This is a genomic window from Halomonas bluephagenesis (assembly GCF_054790765.1).
In genome coordinates, this window is sequence record NZ_CP133631.1 from 350,170 (window position 1) to 365,949 (window position 15,780).

The 15,780-nt window shown below is 51.3% G+C and carries 14 protein-coding genes; 1 reads left to right on the top strand and 13 read right to left on the bottom strand.

The genetic code is table 11. The features are described from left to right. Positions 1–18: 18 nt before the first annotated feature. Entirely contained in the window at positions 19–387 is a 369-nt protein-coding gene (locus REH51_RS01635) for a hypothetical protein (protein WP_009722021.1), read from the bottom strand. Positions 388–498: 111 nt separating this feature from the next. On the opposite strand from REH51_RS01635, the gene REH51_RS01640 reads away from it, so the two are divergent. Continuing rightward, positions 499–966 (top strand): DUF721 domain-containing protein, encoded by a 468-nt coding sequence (locus REH51_RS01640; RefSeq protein WP_009722020.1) that lies wholly within the window; start codon positions 499–501, stop codon positions 964–966. 106 nt (positions 967–1,072) lie between these two features. Here REH51_RS01640 and lpxC read toward each other — a convergent pair whose 3' ends face one another. The 12 genes from lpxC to REH51_RS01700 form a co-directional block, all read right to left on the bottom strand. After that, positions 1,073–1,984 carry a UDP-3-O-acyl-N-acetylglucosamine deacetylase gene (gene lpxC, locus REH51_RS01645; protein ID WP_009722019.1) on the bottom strand — a complete coding sequence of 304 codons (912 nt, stop codon included), beginning with the start codon at positions 1,982–1,984 and terminating at the stop codon, positions 1,073–1,075. Between the two features lie 161 nt (positions 1,985–2,145). Then, entirely contained in the window at positions 2,146–3,324 is a 1,179-nt protein-coding gene (gene ftsZ / locus REH51_RS01650; protein ID WP_009722018.1) for a cell division protein FtsZ, read from the bottom strand. Between the two features lie 34 nt (positions 3,325–3,358). Continuing rightward, a complete protein-coding gene (gene ftsA, locus REH51_RS01655; RefSeq protein WP_009722017.1) occupies positions 3,359–4,648 on the bottom strand; it encodes a cell division protein FtsA in 1,290 nt (429 codons plus the stop codon). Between the two features lie 317 nt (positions 4,649–4,965). Beyond that, a complete protein-coding gene (locus tag REH51_RS01660) occupies positions 4,966–5,679 on the bottom strand; it encodes a cell division protein FtsQ/DivIB (protein ID WP_498936695.1) in 714 nt (237 codons plus the stop codon). Further along, positions 5,676–6,617: a D-alanine--D-alanine ligase gene (locus tag REH51_RS01665; RefSeq protein ID WP_009722015.1), complete on the bottom strand. Its 942-nt coding sequence runs from the start codon at positions 6,615–6,617 to the stop codon at positions 5,676–5,678. Before REH51_RS01665 ends, REH51_RS01660 begins: the two co-directional genes overlap by 4 nt. Beyond that, a complete protein-coding gene (gene murC, locus REH51_RS01670; RefSeq protein WP_498937695.1) occupies positions 6,614–8,026 on the bottom strand; it encodes a UDP-N-acetylmuramate--L-alanine ligase in 1,413 nt (470 codons plus the stop codon). The genes REH51_RS01665 and murC overlap by 4 nt, the downstream gene beginning before the upstream one ends. Before the next feature lie 53 nt (positions 8,027–8,079). After that, positions 8,080–9,177, bottom strand: coding sequence for an undecaprenyldiphospho-muramoylpentapeptide beta-N-acetylglucosaminyltransferase (gene murG / locus REH51_RS01675; RefSeq protein ID WP_009722013.1), 1,098 nt, complete (start codon positions 9,175–9,177; stop codon positions 8,080–8,082). Between the two features lie 18 nt (positions 9,178–9,195). Next, positions 9,196–10,377, bottom strand: coding sequence for a putative lipid II flippase FtsW (gene ftsW / locus REH51_RS01680; protein WP_498936697.1), 1,182 nt, complete (start codon positions 10,375–10,377; stop codon positions 9,196–9,198). After that, positions 10,374–11,768, bottom strand: coding sequence for a UDP-N-acetylmuramoyl-L-alanine--D-glutamate ligase (gene murD, locus REH51_RS01685; RefSeq protein WP_498937697.1), 1,395 nt, complete (start codon positions 11,766–11,768; stop codon positions 10,374–10,376). The genes ftsW and murD overlap by 4 nt, the downstream gene beginning before the upstream one ends. A gap of 59 nt (positions 11,769–11,827) precedes the next feature. Continuing rightward, complete coding sequence (gene mraY, locus REH51_RS01690) at positions 11,828–12,910, bottom strand: phospho-N-acetylmuramoyl-pentapeptide-transferase (RefSeq protein ID WP_009722010.1); 1,083 nt, start codon at positions 12,908–12,910, stop codon at positions 11,828–11,830. A gap of 9 nt (positions 12,911–12,919) precedes the next feature. Continuing rightward, complete coding sequence (locus tag REH51_RS01695; RefSeq protein WP_009722009.1) at positions 12,920–14,278, bottom strand: UDP-N-acetylmuramoyl-tripeptide--D-alanyl-D-alanine ligase; 1,359 nt, start codon at positions 14,276–14,278, stop codon at positions 12,920–12,922. Beyond that, a complete protein-coding gene (locus REH51_RS01700; protein ID WP_009722008.1) occupies positions 14,278–15,771 on the bottom strand; it encodes a UDP-N-acetylmuramoyl-L-alanyl-D-glutamate--2,6-diaminopimelate ligase in 1,494 nt (497 codons plus the stop codon). The genes REH51_RS01695 and REH51_RS01700 overlap by 1 nt, the downstream gene beginning before the upstream one ends. Positions 15,772–15,780: the final 9 nt, after the last annotated feature.

Below are 15,780 nucleotides of genomic sequence, written 5' to 3' on the forward strand. Positions count from 1 at the left end.
AGGCAAATAAGGGTAGATTTAATAAGCGAACAGTCGAGCCGGCGGGCCACGCGGGATCAGCACATCAATAGCGGCGACCAATCGATGTGGAATATGAAGAAAGTAGCGGGAACAGTGCGAGACAGCAGGATAGACACACGCCTGTTTTCGTACCCAGCGGCGCAGCGCGCAACGCTTCTTAGCTATCCATTCGGATTGAGCACGCAGCATCGCTGGCACCCAAAAACAGATAATCACACCGCGCTCACCGCTACGCAATGCATCTGAAGGATGTAAACTAGCAGGTAACAAACAGCTCACTAAGAGGCCCGCCAGCCACCAACGCGCTAGGCCATTTCGGCGTTGCCGCCGCGGCGAAGCAGATAATACATCTGGCGTTGATGACATGCTGTGGACTGGCTCCTGAGCGTGTTAGGCTCTATCAATTAAAAGACAATATAAGACGTTGGTGGCAACCGTTAATGCGACTCAGCCAACAACGTTCCAGGATTCAAGCTTATGAGTATAAAGGTTAAGCGATCTCGCGCACAGCCCATTACCCAACTGCTGACCAAGTCTGGCAGCGCGGGACAGCTTATGCGACAGTCCCGCTTAATTGATCAGGCTCAGCGTCATTTACGTGCTCACCTTCCTGAAGCAATGCGCGAACATATTTTCGTCGGAGGCTTTCGAGAGGGGCGATTGACGCTAATAAGCGGCCAGGCAAGCTGGCTAACATGGTTACGCTATGAACAACCGCGACTGCTTGTGCTACTGCATCAGCTACCAGGATTTGAGAGTGTCACCGGCTTTACACTTAAAGTGCGACCTGTACGGCCAATTGAGAGCCCGAAGCGCTACACTCGCACCCTCTCTGAGAATGCAGGCAAAACGCTAGCCGAGTGCGCAAAAGATACCGACAACCCCTCCCTTAAAAACGCCTTGGAGCGCTTAGCGGCTCATGCACCTAAGCATTCAGATGAATAAACATTAATCGCCATGTTAATCCCAGCGTTAAAATGCAAAAGCACCGCCAGAGCGGTGCTTTTTACTGTTGCGATCGTACTACCCAAAAATCTGACAGGTGTTTAACCTATGCCATTGCAGGTGCCGAGTAAGAGATAGGCGCAACCGCTTTATCTTCTTCAAATGTGACGATTTCATAGGCGTCGGGCTGCGCCAATAGCTCGCGGCACAACTGGTTGTTGAGCGCGTGTCCCGATTTAACACCCTGGAACTCGCCAATCAAACTGTGGCCCAGCTGGTACAAATCACCAATAGCATCAAGCACCTTATGCTTGACGAACTCATCGTCGTAACGCAGACCACCTTCGTTCACGATGCGGTAGTCATCCACAACAATAGCATTATCTAAGCTACCACCAAGCGCAAGATTATTGGATCGTAAAAATTCGAGATCGCGCATAAACCCGAAGGTACGTGCACGAGAAACCTCTTTAACAAACGACGTCGTTGAAAAATCGATCAACGCAGTTTGTTTTTGCTGCTCAAACACAGGGTGATCAAAGTCAATTGCAAAAGAAACTTTAAAGCCTTGATGCGGCAAAAAAACGGCTTCTTTATCGCCATCACTGACGGCAACGCGGCGCTTAATTCGAATGAATTTCTTAGGCGCATCTTGCTCTAAAATGCCCGCCGACTGAATTAAGAATACAAAAGGGCTGGCACTACCGTCCATGATAGGCACTTCAGGTGCACTTACATCGACATAGGCGTTATCAATGCCCAATCCGGCAAATGCCGACATTAAATGCTCGACCGTAGCGACTTTCACGCCCTTGTAAGAAAGCGCAGTGCATAATGTGGTGTCTTCCACCAATTCGGCACGAGCAGGTACGTGAGCCACAGGCTCCAAATCGGTCCGGATAAACACAATTCCGGTATTAGCCGGCGCCGGGCGCAAAGCCAAGTGGACTTTTTTGCCAGAGTGCAGACCCACTCCGGTGGCGCGAATGACGTTTTGTAATGTGCGTTGTCTGATCATGGGCAGTGGTCGAACTCTAATGACGGCGGTCACCGGCAGAAGCGCCGACAAGTACCGCTAGGGGAAAGAAAGTAAAGAAACAGTGTTCACTTTAACAGCAAACGAGCGTTTTAACCAATAAAACTCTCGTTTGCTGCTTTAGTGAACGCTGATGGCGCCGATTAATCTGCCTGACGACGTAAAAATGCGGGAATGTCCAAATAGTCATCGGCGTCTGGGGCTCGACGCTTATCAGGACGAGGTTTCGCAGCTGGCTCAGGGGCTTCTGCACGTGCCGTTGCTTGCTGACGCATAACAGTGGGTTGCTGCAGCTTACGATAATCTGAGGATGCTTCCGCAGCAGACCTACGCGCTGGCTCGCGTGAGGCAACTTTACCTTTGTTGTTATCCAAACCAGCAGCCACCACGGTCACACGTAGCTCATCGGACATTTCCATGTCGATAGAAGTGCCCACCACGATCGTTGCTTCCTGAGAGGCAAACTCTTGAACAGTGGCACCTACGTCGTTGAATTCACCAATCGACAAGTCAGGGCCAGCAGTAATATTGACCAGAATACCGCGAGCACCGTGTAGATCAATGTCTTCAAGCAGCGGGCTACGAATGGCTTTCTCAGCCGCTTCACGAGCACGATTCTCGCCAGTAGCCCCACCGGTCCCCATCATCGCCATGCCCATTTCTGACATAACGGTGCGTACATCAGCAAAATCGACGTTAATAATGCCTGGGCTGGTAATAAGCTCTGCAATGCCCTGAACGGCTCCCAACAACACATCGTTAGCAGCGCTAAAAGCAGTTAACAGCGTGGCGTTCTTTCCAAGTACAGAAAGCAGTTTTTCGTTTGGAATAGTGATCAGCGAATCAACATGCTCTGAAAGCTCTTTCATGCCTTCTTCAGCTGCGCGCATGCGCTTCGGCCCTTCAAACGGGAAGGGACGAGTTACCACGGCAACTGTCAGAATACCCAGCTCTTTGGCAACCTGAGCAACAACAGGCGCACCGCCGGTTCCTGTGCCCCCCCCCATCCCAGCCGTAATGAACACCATGTCTGCACCGGTTAATAACTCAGCGATGCGATCACGGTCTTCCATGGCTGCCTGGCGGCCTACTTCAGGGTTGGCACCTGCTCCGAGCCCTTTGGTGATTTCGCTACCAAGCTGCAAGACAGTTTTTGCAGACACCCGTTTAAGTGCTTGAGCGTCGGTGTTAGCGCAGATAAATTCAACGCCTTCGATATTACTTTCGACCATGTGGTTAACTGCGTTGCCACCGCCGCCGCCAACACCGACCACTTTGATGACCGCACTGCTCGAGGGTGCGTTATCTACCAATTCGAACATAAGCCCCGTCTCCTGAACCGCGCTTGCGGCCCTGTCAGAAATTTCCTTTGAACCAGCCTTTGATTCTTGCCAGCGCCGATTGACCTTCCTTGATATCACGCCGGGCGACCTCGTTGCGCCCTTTATGCGCAGCAACGACTCCCCCGTGGCTTTCTAGGCCTTGCCCATGTCGCGCTTCTTGCAATGCATAATGCAGTAAACCCACACCTGTTGCATAAATAGGATTGCGTACCACGTCAGCCAAACCTTTGACATTTTGCGGACAAGCAATACGAACAGGCATATGAAAAATCTCTTCTGCCAATTCGCTAACCCCTTCCATACGCGAGGTGCCACCAGTGAGCACAACACCAGCAGCCACCATATCTTCATAGCCACTACGGCGTAATTCGTCCCTCACCAACGTAAATAGTTCCTCGTAACGCGGCTCAACCACTTCAGCAAGTGCCTGTCGCGATAAATCACGAGCCGGACGATCCCCTACGCTGGGAACTTTAATCATTTCATCGCTTGCAGCCAGTTGTGTAAGTGCACAAGCGTATTTAACTTTAATCTCTTCAGCGTGCTGCGTGGGCGTACGCAGTGCCATCGCTATGTCGTTAGTTACTTGGTCACCCGCGATAGGGATAACGGCTGTATGACGAATGGCTCCTTCGCTGAAAATGGCCATATCAGTGGTACCCCCACCAATATCCACCATGCAAACGCCTAATTCACGCTCGTCTTCGGTGAGCACCGCCATACTAGAAGCTAGCTGTTCAAGAATAATAGCGTCAACGTCTAAACCACAGCGCCGCACACATTTTTCAATATTTTGAACGGCGTTCAATGCCGCTGTCACCAAGTGGACCTGCGCCTCTAAGCGTACACCTGACATCCCTAGAGGTTCACGGATACCGCCTTGAGCGTCGATTGAGAACTCTTGGGGCAATACATGAAGTACACGCTGCCCCTCAGAAACCGCACGTGCGCGAGCAGAATCGATGACACGTTCAATATCGGATGGTGTGACTTCCCTTTCTTTAATGGCAACCACACCATCTGAGTTCATTGAACTGATATGACTGCCAGCAACTCCGACATAGACAGAGTGAATATCACAACCGGCCATTAATTCTGCTTCTTCAACGGCGCGCTGAATAGATTGCACGGTTGATTCGATATTAATGACAACACCGCGCTTCATGCCGCGTGATGGATGAGAGCCGATACCCGCTATCTCAATTCCACCATCATCGGTGGGTTGACCGACTATCGCGACGACTTTGGACGTTCCAATGTCCAGCCCGACAACCATATTGGATGCGTTGGGTGAGCCTGCCATGAGTCGGATAATCTCCTAGAAAAATTTAAAAAGAAACTTGTTAGTTGCAACTGCGCTGAATTGTTAAAACGGAGATACAAAATCACGCGAAATAACATTGACGCTTACCGTAACATCAAGCCAAATGCTGACAGCTATTAAATAAAAAAGCCTATAAAAAAACATCAGCTATAACATAGTATAGAAACAATACCCACAATACGACTAGCGCAGGCCTACGATAATCGTCTTTGTGGGCAATTTAAACCCTATTCATGGCTTTTCGGTGTTGGCAACCACTTACATTTACCTACTTCTTGCACATTGTAAGTCGCTTATTACTCATTTTCTTCTGCAAAATCACTTTCTCCGTGCCAAGCAACGGCAACACCATTGGGATAACGCAAGTCGATATAGCGAATATGATCGCCAAGCTGGGCAAGTTCACGCTGCCACGACGCTGAGAGTCGAGCTAGTCGGATTTCGTGTTGGCGTCTTCCTAACATTACCCAAGCACCATTACTTAACGGAAGCCGCCATGCACCGCGTGGCTCTAGACGCAATTGGGAAAGTGACAGCGACAAACCCTGGAAATGAGGTGTTAAGCGACGATAATAAGTAAGCACCTCTTCTCCGCTGCCTGTCGGCCCTGCTAAATCGGGAAGCCCCTTAGGAACGCTTAGTGGCGCAAATGCAAACGACTCACCTTGAGGGTTAAGCAGAAAATCATCGTTCCAACGGGCCACTGGCGTTTGTTCTACCAGCTCAAAAACAAGCGCATTCGGCCACTCACGAGAAATTCTGACTTCATTCAGCCAACCAATTCTCAGCGCACGCTGACGCAACTCGCCTAAATCTGCAGAGAGCCAAGTTGCCTCTTGAACGAGCGGGGCTAACTGAGTACGGAGGTAATCAGCACTCACATACTCCCACTCGCCACGAATAGACACACGCTCAATAGGCCTATCTAACCATAGCCATAGCGCTCGCCCACCAGCACCTAGCAACAGTACCAGCAAGATGAGCCCCAACCACGCATTACGCTTTTTCATGAGCAGCTGCGCTGAACCGCAGTATTCAATATTCGCAACACCAACTGATCAAAATCAATGCCCGCATGTGCTGCCGCTTGAGGCACTAAACTGTGATCAGTCATCCCTGGTACCGTATTAACCTCAATAAGCCAAAACTTGCCCATCGCGTCGCGCATCACATCGACACGCCCCCACCCTTCGCCACCTACAGCATCAAACGCTTCCTTGCATAGGTTAGCCAAGGACTGTTCATCAACAGATGATAAGCCGCTAGGAAGGTGGTATTGGGTAGTGTTAGCAATGTATTTCGCTTCGTAATCATAAAAGCCACCGGGGACTTCAACACGAATAGCAGGCAATACATCATTATCTAACAGCGCAACGGTATACTCTTCACCCACAACGAAACGCTCAGCCATAACACGGGCATCATAGTTCGCCGCCTCATGATAGGCAGCCTCTAACGCTTCCCGGCTTTTAACGATACTAATACCCAGCGTGGAGCCCTCGTGAACAGGCTTCACCATCATGGGCAAACCTAATTGTGACACCACCATGGACCAATCAGATGTCTCGCTGAGCATAATGCTTTCAGGCGTGGGCAAGCCAACGGCTTGCCAAACCTGCTTCGTGCGCTGCTTATCCATTCCTAAGGCTGACGCCAGCACACCACTGCCGGTATAAGGCAGCCCTAACAGCTCTAGCGCTCCCTGTAACGTGCCATCTTCGCCACCACGACCATGAAGAGCCACAAAAACAGCCGTTGGAGCAAGGCGTTCTAGCCCTACCAATCCCTCTTCTTTTGGATCGTAGCCAATAGCATCGATACCTTGACGCTTTAACGCACCAAGCACAGCAGCACCGCTTTTAAGAGACACCTCGCGCTCTGCTGAAGTACCACCGTAAACAACGACGACGCGTGCCAAGGGGTCATTCAGTGACATTGCTGCACTCATAGCTCTACCTTATCTAGCGATAACTTGGCTTGCGCGAAACGAAGCGAAATACCACCCACATCACCAGCGCCTTGAGTAATAAAAATATCCCCAGGACGCAGAAGCTTGCTTAACAGTGCAGGTAGCTCCTGCTTATGCTCAACGAACAATGGATCGACTTCTCCTCGCTGACGAATAGACCCGGCAAGGGTTCGACCTTCCGCGCCAGGAATCACGGCTTTCCCAGCGCTGTAGACATCCAGTAGAACGAGCGTATCCACTTGAGAAAGCACACGAACGAAATCCTCATAAAGATCCCGGGTGCGACTATAGCGATGCGGCTGATACAACATGACCAGTCGACGTTCCGGCCAACCTGCACGAACCGCCTGAATAACCATATCAACTTCACGGGGGTGGTGTCCGTAATCATCCACTAACATGATCTCGCCATCAGCATTAGGGGCACTGAAATAGCCATGCACTTGAAAGCGACGCCCCACACCGGCAAAACTTGCCAGTCCACGGAGAATAGCATCGTCACTTACCCCGGCATCTGTTGCTACAACAATAGCCGCCATAGCGTTTAACGCATTGTGGCGACCAGGCATTGCTAGCCGAATAGCCAATGGAGCAGCTTCCCCAGGGCGCACTGCGGTAAACGAGACCTCACCACCTTGCTGAGTAAAATCCACAATGCGGTAGTCAGCATCTTCATCGAAACCGTAGGTCACAAACTGGCGCTTCACCTGATCACGCAGCGACCGAATGTTAGCATCGTCAATACACAATCCCGCCAGCCCATAGAACGGCAGATTATGAAGAAACTCGATAAATGTACTTTTTAGACGCTCAAAATCACCACCATAAGTGGCCATATGGTCTGCATCTATGTTCGTCACAATAGAAACCATTGGCTGAAGATGAAGGAACGACGCATCCGACTCATCAGCCTCAGCAACTAAATAGTCACCCTCCCCCAACCGCGCGTTAGCGCCAGCACTAGTGAGTTTTCCACCAATCACAAAAGTGGGGTCCAACCCGCCTTCTGCAAGAAGCGTGGCAGTCAAACTGGTTGTGGTCGTCTTCCCATGGGTTCCCGCGACAGCGATACCATGGCGAAAACGCATTAGCTCGGCCAGCATTTCAGCACGTCTGACCACTGGCACACGATGCTCATGAGCCCAGCGGATTTCAGGATTTGTTGCATCAATAGCGCTGGAAACAACGACGACGTCAGCTCCCACTACATTTTCTTCAGCATGGCCGATCGCAACCTGAACACCACACTGACGAAGGCGCTCAACAACATTCGAGGCCTTCATATCGCTGCCGCTAACGCTATAACCCTGATTAGCGAGCACCTCAGCGATTCCACACATACCTGCGCCACCGATGCCAACAAAATGCAAACGCTTAATACGGCGCATACCAGGGCCACTTGGACGGACACCTGAGTGCAACGCGTTATTAATAGAATCGGTCACGCAGTCTCTCCTTGTTTAACTAGCGCTAAACATCCCTTAGTAAGCCGTTCAGTCGCCTCTAAATAGGCAGCCTGACGGGCTTTAGAAGCCATATCTGACAATACGCTTGGGACTAATAGCTCATCTAAATAGTGTGTTAATCGCTCGGGGGTAAGCTCAGACTGTGTCACACAAAGCGCCGCTCCTGCCTTTACTAAAACGTCAGCATTGACCCGCTGATGATCATCAACAGCAAATGGAAACGGTACTAGCAAAGCGGGCTTCGCTGCTGCGGCAAGCTCTGCCACCGTTAACGCTCCGGCTCGGCAAACGACTAAATCTGCCCACTCATAAGCAGCGGCCATATCGTCAATAAAAGGACTAACATCTGCCACGATCCCATGCTCAACGTAGGCGTTTGCCGTCGCCACATCGCGCTCTTTGCCAGCTTGGTGACGGACATCAGGGCGCCGCTCTGGAGGCAAACCGGCTAACCCTGGCGGTAAGCGCTCATTCAACGCGACCGCCCCTAGCGAGCCACCAACAACTAATAGCCGCAGCGGACGAGCGGCAAGTTCAGAAGCATTCCTGGGATGCTCACCCAATGCAGCAATATCTTCTCGTACCGGGTTGCCAATCACCTCAGCCTTGTCACCAAAAGCCTCAGCAAACGCCGCGTAAGTGCGTGTCGCTAATTTCGAGAGCACCTTATTGGTCAGTCCAGCGATGGCATTTTGCTCATGAATCACCAATGGCACTCTGGAAAGCCACGCCGCCAACCCACCAGGGCCACTGGCAAAGCCACCTAGTCCAACCACCACATCAGGGTTAAAGCGACGAATTACCTTTCGCGCTTGGAGCACTGCTTGGGAAAGGTTCAGCGGTGCCTTCAGCCAGCCAGCTACCCCTTTGCCACGCAGACCGCTTATCTCGATGGTATGAAGCGTAATACCAGCTTCTGGCACTAGGCGGTTCTCGATTCCTCTTGGGCTTCCTAGCCATTCAACGTCGACATTGTGAGCTTTGAGCGAACGTGCTAGTGAAAGCGCCGGAATAACATGACCTCCGGTACCTCCCGCCATAATTAAGATGCGTCGACGTGCGTTCGTCGTCACAAACAACTCCTTGAATAGTTACGATAACCGAGGTTCATGGCGTGATTTGTAGGGTGTCGATACGCGACGTGGCCGGTGACGCGTTTCTGCATCTACACGCAACAACAGGCCAATCATGATACCGGTTACCAATAAACTTGAACCGCCATAGCTAATAAGAGGCAATGTTAGCCCTTTCGTTGGCAACAGGCCTGAGCTTACCGCCATATTGATGAATGCCTGGGCTGCAATAACGAAACCTATGCCATAGCTGACATAGGCACCGAAAAGATGGCCTGCCAATTCCGCACGACGACCAATCAACATCGCCCTAGTAATTAGCAACGTGAACAGCAGTACAACGAGGATGGCACCAATCATGCCAAGCTCTTCCGCGATCACAGCAAAAATAAAGTCCGTGTGAGCTTCAGGCAAGTAGTGAAGTTTCTGAACGCTATTACCTAATCCGGTACCGGTCACATGCCCTCGACCGAATGCAATCAGCGCCTGAGTAAGCTGATAACCAGTAGCAAACTGATCAGCCCATGGGTCCAAGAAGCTTGTCCAGCGCGCTAATCGATAAGGCTCCATAACGACCATCATCACGGCACCAGCTGCCAATACGCCGCCACTTCCAAATAGTAAGGTAAGTGAAGCGCCGCTCATCATTAACATACCAATAACGCACACGGTATAAACCCCCATGCCGCCAAAATCAGGGGCCAGAAAGAGCAGTCCCGCCGGAACGGCAAGCACTGCTAAAGGTCGCCACATACTTAACGCTCGACGGCGCAGGTCATAGGTAAAGCGAGACATGAACGCTGCCATGTAAAAAATCAGACCGATTTTTCCAAGCTCGGAAACCTGCAGACTGGGTAACGGGCCAGGTAGAGAAATCCAGCGCTTACTGCCATTCACCTCTTGCCCAATCAATAGCACTAGCGCAAGCATAAAAATACTAACTAGCAAGATTAATGCTGCGTTTTGACGCCACGCCTCCATCGGAACACACAGCATAAAAAAAAAAGCCAGTATTGCTAGGAATAGAAAAATCCCATGCTGGCGAGCATAGTGATAACTATTTTCAAGCAGCCCTACAGATGCTGAACTTACCATCACCCAGCCCAATCCAGCTAACGCTACAGCGGCGACGATTAACCACACATCGGAGGGTAAATGACGCGTTGTCAAAGCATCACGAATACGCTGCACTCGACTCATAACCTCTCTCCTGAGTGATTATGCTGTTTATACTTTTGCTCAACCCAATACCGAAAGGCATCGCCTCTCGCTTGGTAATTTACAAATTGATCTAAGCTTGCGCAGGCGGGTGACAGCAATACACAGTCGCCAGGTTCTGCTTTTTCCCAGGCTACTTCCATTGCTTGAATTAAATCATCTACTAAATGCACTGGCACAGATGATGACAACGCCGCCTCAAGACGGTGCGCATCAGCGCCAAACAGCAGCGCGGCTTTGGCGCACTTGGCTAATGGCGTCGCCAGGGGTGAAAAATCAGCACCTTTACCGACGCCGCCGGCCAATAATATAACTTTCCCTTTTAGCGACGCGCTAATGCCTTGAATCGCCGCCAGCGTAGCGCCGACGTTAGTACCTTTTGAATCATTCACCCACATAACGCCATTCATTCGAACAATTACTTCACTACGATGAGGCAACCCCTTAAAAGCAGCTAACGCCTGACACATCGGCGCTTTTGCGAAGCCCAACGCCTTGCCCATTGCCAACGCTGCTAGTGCATTGGCGTAGTTATGCCGACCCGCAATAGCAAGTCCTTCTGTGCTAAGCCATGCAGCATCACCATGGAACAACATTAGCTCGCCGTCTTTTTCAGCTAACCCCCAGTCATTGCCTTTGGGCGCAAAGGCCGTGAAACGCTCTACATGATCCACAGGCGCCTCTGGCCAAGTGAGCGCGTCATCCGCGCTGACAATGGCTGATTGCGCACCAAGAAAAATACGCTGTTTAGCGCAGCGGTAACCCATTATATCTCCATGACGGTCTAAATGATCTTCACAGAGATTAAAAAAAGCAGCCGCTTTAGCCCCCAAATAAGGCGTTGTTTCCAGCTGAAAACTTGAGAGTTCAAGGATGTAAAGCTCGGCATCTGGGCATTCAGCTAATAAATCCAATGCAGGCGTGCCTAAATTGCCACCCACTGCCGCTTTAACACCAGCAGCTCTAGCCATCTCACCGAGTAATGTTGTAACCGTTGACTTGGCATTAGAGCCGGTAATAGCAGCGACCGGCGCATTCACAGCGCGAACAAACAAAGCAATTTCGCCTACCAGCATAGGTTCACCCGTTGCTGGATTATAACGCTCTAGCAAACCTTCAAGCCCTGGCGAATGAGGGTCTACGCCAGGGCTTACAACAACTTCGTAGGCATTCGTAAGATCAAGCGCCGTCAGCGGGCCACAATAAACCTCAACACCGGGGTTTTCGTTTTTAAAAGTAAGCAACCCCGGAGGTTCTGCTCGCGTATCTGCCACCATAAAGGGCGTACCTTGGCGTGCCAGATGCCGGCAGATAGCTTGCCCGGATATCCCAAGGCCAATAACAACGGTGACTCCATTTGCGACTCGCACGATGACCGGCTCCTGTGTGCATCACGCTAATAGCGGCAACCCTGCCACTATTACTCTGCTAATCATCGAACTTTCAGCGTGGCCAGCCCTAGCAGCACCAGCACAACGGTAATAATCCAGAAACGAACAATTACCCGCGGCTCTGGCCAACCTTTCAACTCGTAGTGGTGATGCAAAGGTGCCATGCGGAAAATACGCCGACCGGTGAGCTTATAAGAGCCAACTTGAAGAATCACCGAGACCGTTTCAAGTACAAAGATACCGCCCATAATAAACAGCACAATTTCTTGGCGCACAATAACGGCGACAACGCCTAGCGCTGCACCTAGTGCCAACGCGCCCACATCCCCCATAAACACCTGAGCTGGATAAGTGTTAAACCACAAGAAGCCCAGGCCAGCACCAGCAATAGTGGCACAAAAAACGGCTAACTCGCCGGTGCCATGAATAAAAGGAATATGTAAATAGTTAGCAAACACGGCGTTCCCGCTTGCATAGGCAAATACGGACAAGCCCATTGCCACCAGCACGGTGGGCATGATCGCCAAGCCATCAAGACCATCCGTGAGATTGACTGCGTTAGAGCTGCCTACGATCACAAAATAGGTTAACACGATGTAGAACACGCCAAGGGGCAGCGCGACATCTTTAAACATTGGGATCAATAAGCTAGTTTCAGCCGGTGTAGCGGCTGTGAGATAAAGCACGACGGCAGCGCCAATACCCACCACTGACTGCCAGAAATACTTCCAGCGAGCGGGCAGTCCACGCGGGTTCTTTTCAACCACCTTACGATAATCATCGACCCAGCCAACAGCCCCGAAGCCCAATGTGACCAGTAGCACTATCCAAACATAATGGTTAGTTAAATCGCCCCAGACCAAAGTACTGATAGCAATAGCCAGCAAAATCATTGCACCGCCCATGGTTGGCGTGCCTGCTTTGGACAAGTGGGACTGAGGGCCATCATCACGAATCGCTTGGCCAATCTGGCCTTCTACTAACCGGCGTATCACCCAGGGGCCAAGCCACAGGCATAGCATGAGGGCCGTTAGCGCTGCGAGAATGACACGTAAGGTTAAATAGTTAAAAACTTGGAAAGCTGACTGATATTGGGCTAGAAAATTCGCCAGGTGAAGTAACATGAACGGCGCTTACCTTGTTTCATCCGCACGTAGCGCAGCAATGACATTTTCCATGCCTGCACTACGAGACCCTTTCACCAGTAGCGTGGTGTTAGGCGGCAGAGTATTAATAACATGACGCACTAGCGTCTCGTGGTCGTCAAAATGCAGCCCGCGACCAAAGGCTTCACTTGCTGAACGGGCGGCATCACCAAAGGTCAGCAATGTGTCGATACCCAGTGACGCGGCGTAATGACCAATCTCAGCATGTAAGGCATGAGACTCGCTGCCCAACTCCCCCATTGCGCCAAGCGCACACCACCGTGGTGTAGGAAAGTTTGCTAACGCATCCAACGCTGCTTTTACAGCACCAGGATTCGCGTTGTAAGTATCGTCCAACAGCGTTGTATTGCGTATGCCGGGCACTATGCTTAACCGACCAGATAACGAGGACAGTTCGGACAGCCCCACCACCACTTGCTCGGAGGTAACGCCTAACGCGAGAGCCGCTGCAGCGGCAGCCAAGGCATTACTCACATTATGCTTACCGATCAAGGGTAATTGTACGTCACCCAGTACTTGGCCACATTTAACAAGCGTAAAAGCATACCGCCCCAAAGAGTCGCAGGAAAGTGCCGACGCGTGAACGTCCGCATCACCATGTAAGCCGTAGCTTACAATTTTCTTGCTCCCCGCACAGGCTGACCAAAACTCAAAGTAGCGATCATCACGATTTAGCACCGCAATACCATCTTCACTGAGGCCGGCTAATATTTCGCTTTTGGCTTGGGCAATTTGCCCCATACCACCAAATTCTCCGACATGCGCGCCGGTCACATTGGTAATGATGGCGACATTTGGGGAGGTCAGCTGGCTGGTCCAGGCAATTTCGCCCAGATGGTTAGCCCCTAGCTCAATCACGCCCACCTGATGATGCGTTGCTAAACGCAACAACGTCAGCGGCGCACCAATGTCGTTGTTTAAGTTGCCCTCTGTAGCAAGCACACCGCCTAATGGAGAAAGTAGCGCGGCGGTCATCTCTTTCACGGTTGTTTTACCGCTGTTGCCGGTGACAGCCACCAGCGATAATTCGCACTGCTGACGCCAAGCCCGCGCCAGCAGGCCAAGACCCAATCGAGTATCTGTACATACCAACTGAGGGAGCAAACTGCTAACCGGACGCTCAACCAGAGCAGCTACAGCACCTTTCTCAAGCGCCTGCTCAATAAAATCATGGCCATCAAAACGCGGCCCCTTTAAAGCAACAAACAGACACCCAGACACAATGTGGCGCGTATCTGTGATTACCGCCGTTACCGATAACTCGCATAAGGCTTTTGGAACAGAAAGCTTTAGCGCAGAGGCAATGCTAGCTAACGACCAGTTCATCACATGGCAGCCCTAAGTTTGAAGGCTTTTAACACTTGTTCGCTATCTCGGTAGTCGTGACGCACGTTACCGATGTGCTGATAGTCTTCATGACCTTTCCCAGCCACTAAGATAACGTCCTGGGTATCGGCATGCTGAATCGCGTGACAAATCGCCTGACAACGATCACCTACTTCCGTAAATGCAGCCGCAGCAGAAAAACCCGAGATAATTTGCTGGCGAATTTTCTCGGCAGACTCATTACGCGGATTATCGTCAGTAACAATCACATGATCAGCCCGTTGCTCCGCTACAGCGGCCATTTCAGCTCGCTTACCAGTATCACGCTCACCTCCACAACCGAACAAGCACCATAGCTTGCCAGCGCTCCCTAAATGCTCTTTCAGCGCTTCGAGGGCATTGGCTAATGCATCAGGCGTGTGCGCATAATCAATAACAACGCTGGGCGAATCTGCCTCGCGGTACAGCGCCATACGTCCAGGCACTGGGTCTAACTCCGCCGCCAACTCAAACAGTCGGTCTAATGGCTCGCCCAACCCATAAAGCACGCTAATAGCTAGCAGCACATTGTCTAGGTTAAATCGCCCCATCAAACCAAGATCAAGCGTTTTCTCACCTTCCGGCGTAGCAATAAGGGCCTGCTGACCATGCTCATGGGGATGCCAGCCAAGCACGCGAAGCGTCACTGCTTCGTCACCACCAATCGCCAAAACACGCACACTGCTATCACTACCCGCCAACATCAGCCGCGCAAGCGGATCATCCGCATTGACTACCGCAAGCACAAGCTCAGAACGCCGGAACAGTTTTGCTTTTGCAGCGGCGTATGCCGCCATACTGCCATGGTAATCAAGGTGATCTCGTGTCAGGTTGGTAAACACCCCTGCGGTGACGTTCACTGCATCTAGTCGGCGCTGCTCAAGGGCATGTGAAGAAGCTTCAAGTGCCACACGCTTCACCCCTTGACTAGCTAAATCAGCCAAGGTTTCTTGCATTGTTAATGAACCAGGCGTGGTAAGGCCTGTGTCGGCCAGTTGACCAAGGCGACCAACACCTAATGTTCCTATCACTCCTGCTGGCTTTCCAAGTAATTCGCTTAACGCCGCGATGTAATGAGTAACAGAGCTTTTTCCATTAGTACCGGTCACCCCAATCACCTGAAGGTCACTGGGAACAGAAAACAGGGCACGGCCCAATTCACCAAGCCGCATAGACAGGTGAGGCAAATAAAGAATGCTCCCGTCCAAGGTGACGCTGCCTTCTTTAGTGTGCGCCAAAACGAGTGATGCGCCTGCCGCCAACGCTTGGTCAACAAAGTCATAACCATCACGCTGACTACCTGGAACCGCCACAAATACATCGCCCATCGCCAACTTACGCGTATCAGTCACTAAGCGAAGCTGCTCCGGCAATATAGGCAGCGCTTCAGGCAACACGGCGTTAGGCCAAATCTGCTTTAACGCTACCCATAGACTTTCTGGGGACAACCTCATGCAATCTCC

What these genes read in the sequence shown, in the direction of transcription:
- REH51_RS01635 (WP_009722021.1), bottom strand. Translation starts at nt 387, where the DNA reads ATGTCATCAACGCCAGATGTATTATCTGCTTCGCCGCGGCGGCAACGC.
- REH51_RS01640 (WP_009722020.1), top strand. Translation starts at nt 499, where the DNA reads ATGAGTATAAAGGTTAAGCGATCTCGCGCACAGCCCATTACCCAACTG.
- lpxC (WP_009722019.1), bottom strand. Translation starts at nt 1,984, where the DNA reads ATGATCAGACAACGCACATTACAAAACGTCATTCGCGCCACCGGAGTG.
- ftsZ (WP_009722018.1), bottom strand. Translation starts at nt 3,324, where the DNA reads ATGTTCGAATTGGTAGATAACGCACCCTCGAGCAGTGCGGTCATCAAA.
- ftsA (WP_009722017.1), bottom strand. Translation starts at nt 4,648, where the DNA reads ATGGCAGGCTCACCCAACGCATCCAATATGGTTGTCGGGCTGGACATT.
- REH51_RS01660 (WP_498936695.1), bottom strand. Translation starts at nt 5,679, where the DNA reads ATGAAAAAGCGTAATGCGTGGTTGGGGCTCATCTTGCTGGTACTGTTG.
- REH51_RS01665 (WP_009722015.1), bottom strand. Translation starts at nt 6,617, where the DNA reads ATGAGTGCAGCAATGTCACTGAATGACCCCTTGGCACGCGTCGTCGTT.
- murC (WP_498937695.1), bottom strand. Translation starts at nt 8,026, where the DNA reads ATGCGCCGTATTAAGCGTTTGCATTTTGTTGGCATCGGTGGCGCAGGT.
- ftsW (WP_498936697.1), bottom strand. Translation starts at nt 10,377, where the DNA reads ATGAGTCGAGTGCAGCGTATTCGTGATGCTTTGACAACGCGTCATTTA.
- mraY (WP_009722010.1), bottom strand. Translation starts at nt 12,910, where the DNA reads ATGTTACTTCACCTGGCGAATTTTCTAGCCCAATATCAGTCAGCTTTC.
- REH51_RS01695 (WP_009722009.1), bottom strand. Translation starts at nt 14,278, where the DNA reads ATGAACTGGTCGTTAGCTAGCATTGCCTCTGCGCTAAAGCTTTCTGTT.
- REH51_RS01700 (WP_009722008.1), bottom strand. Translation starts at nt 15,771, where the DNA reads ATGAGGTTGTCCCCAGAAAGTCTATGGGTAGCGTTAAAGCAGATTTGG.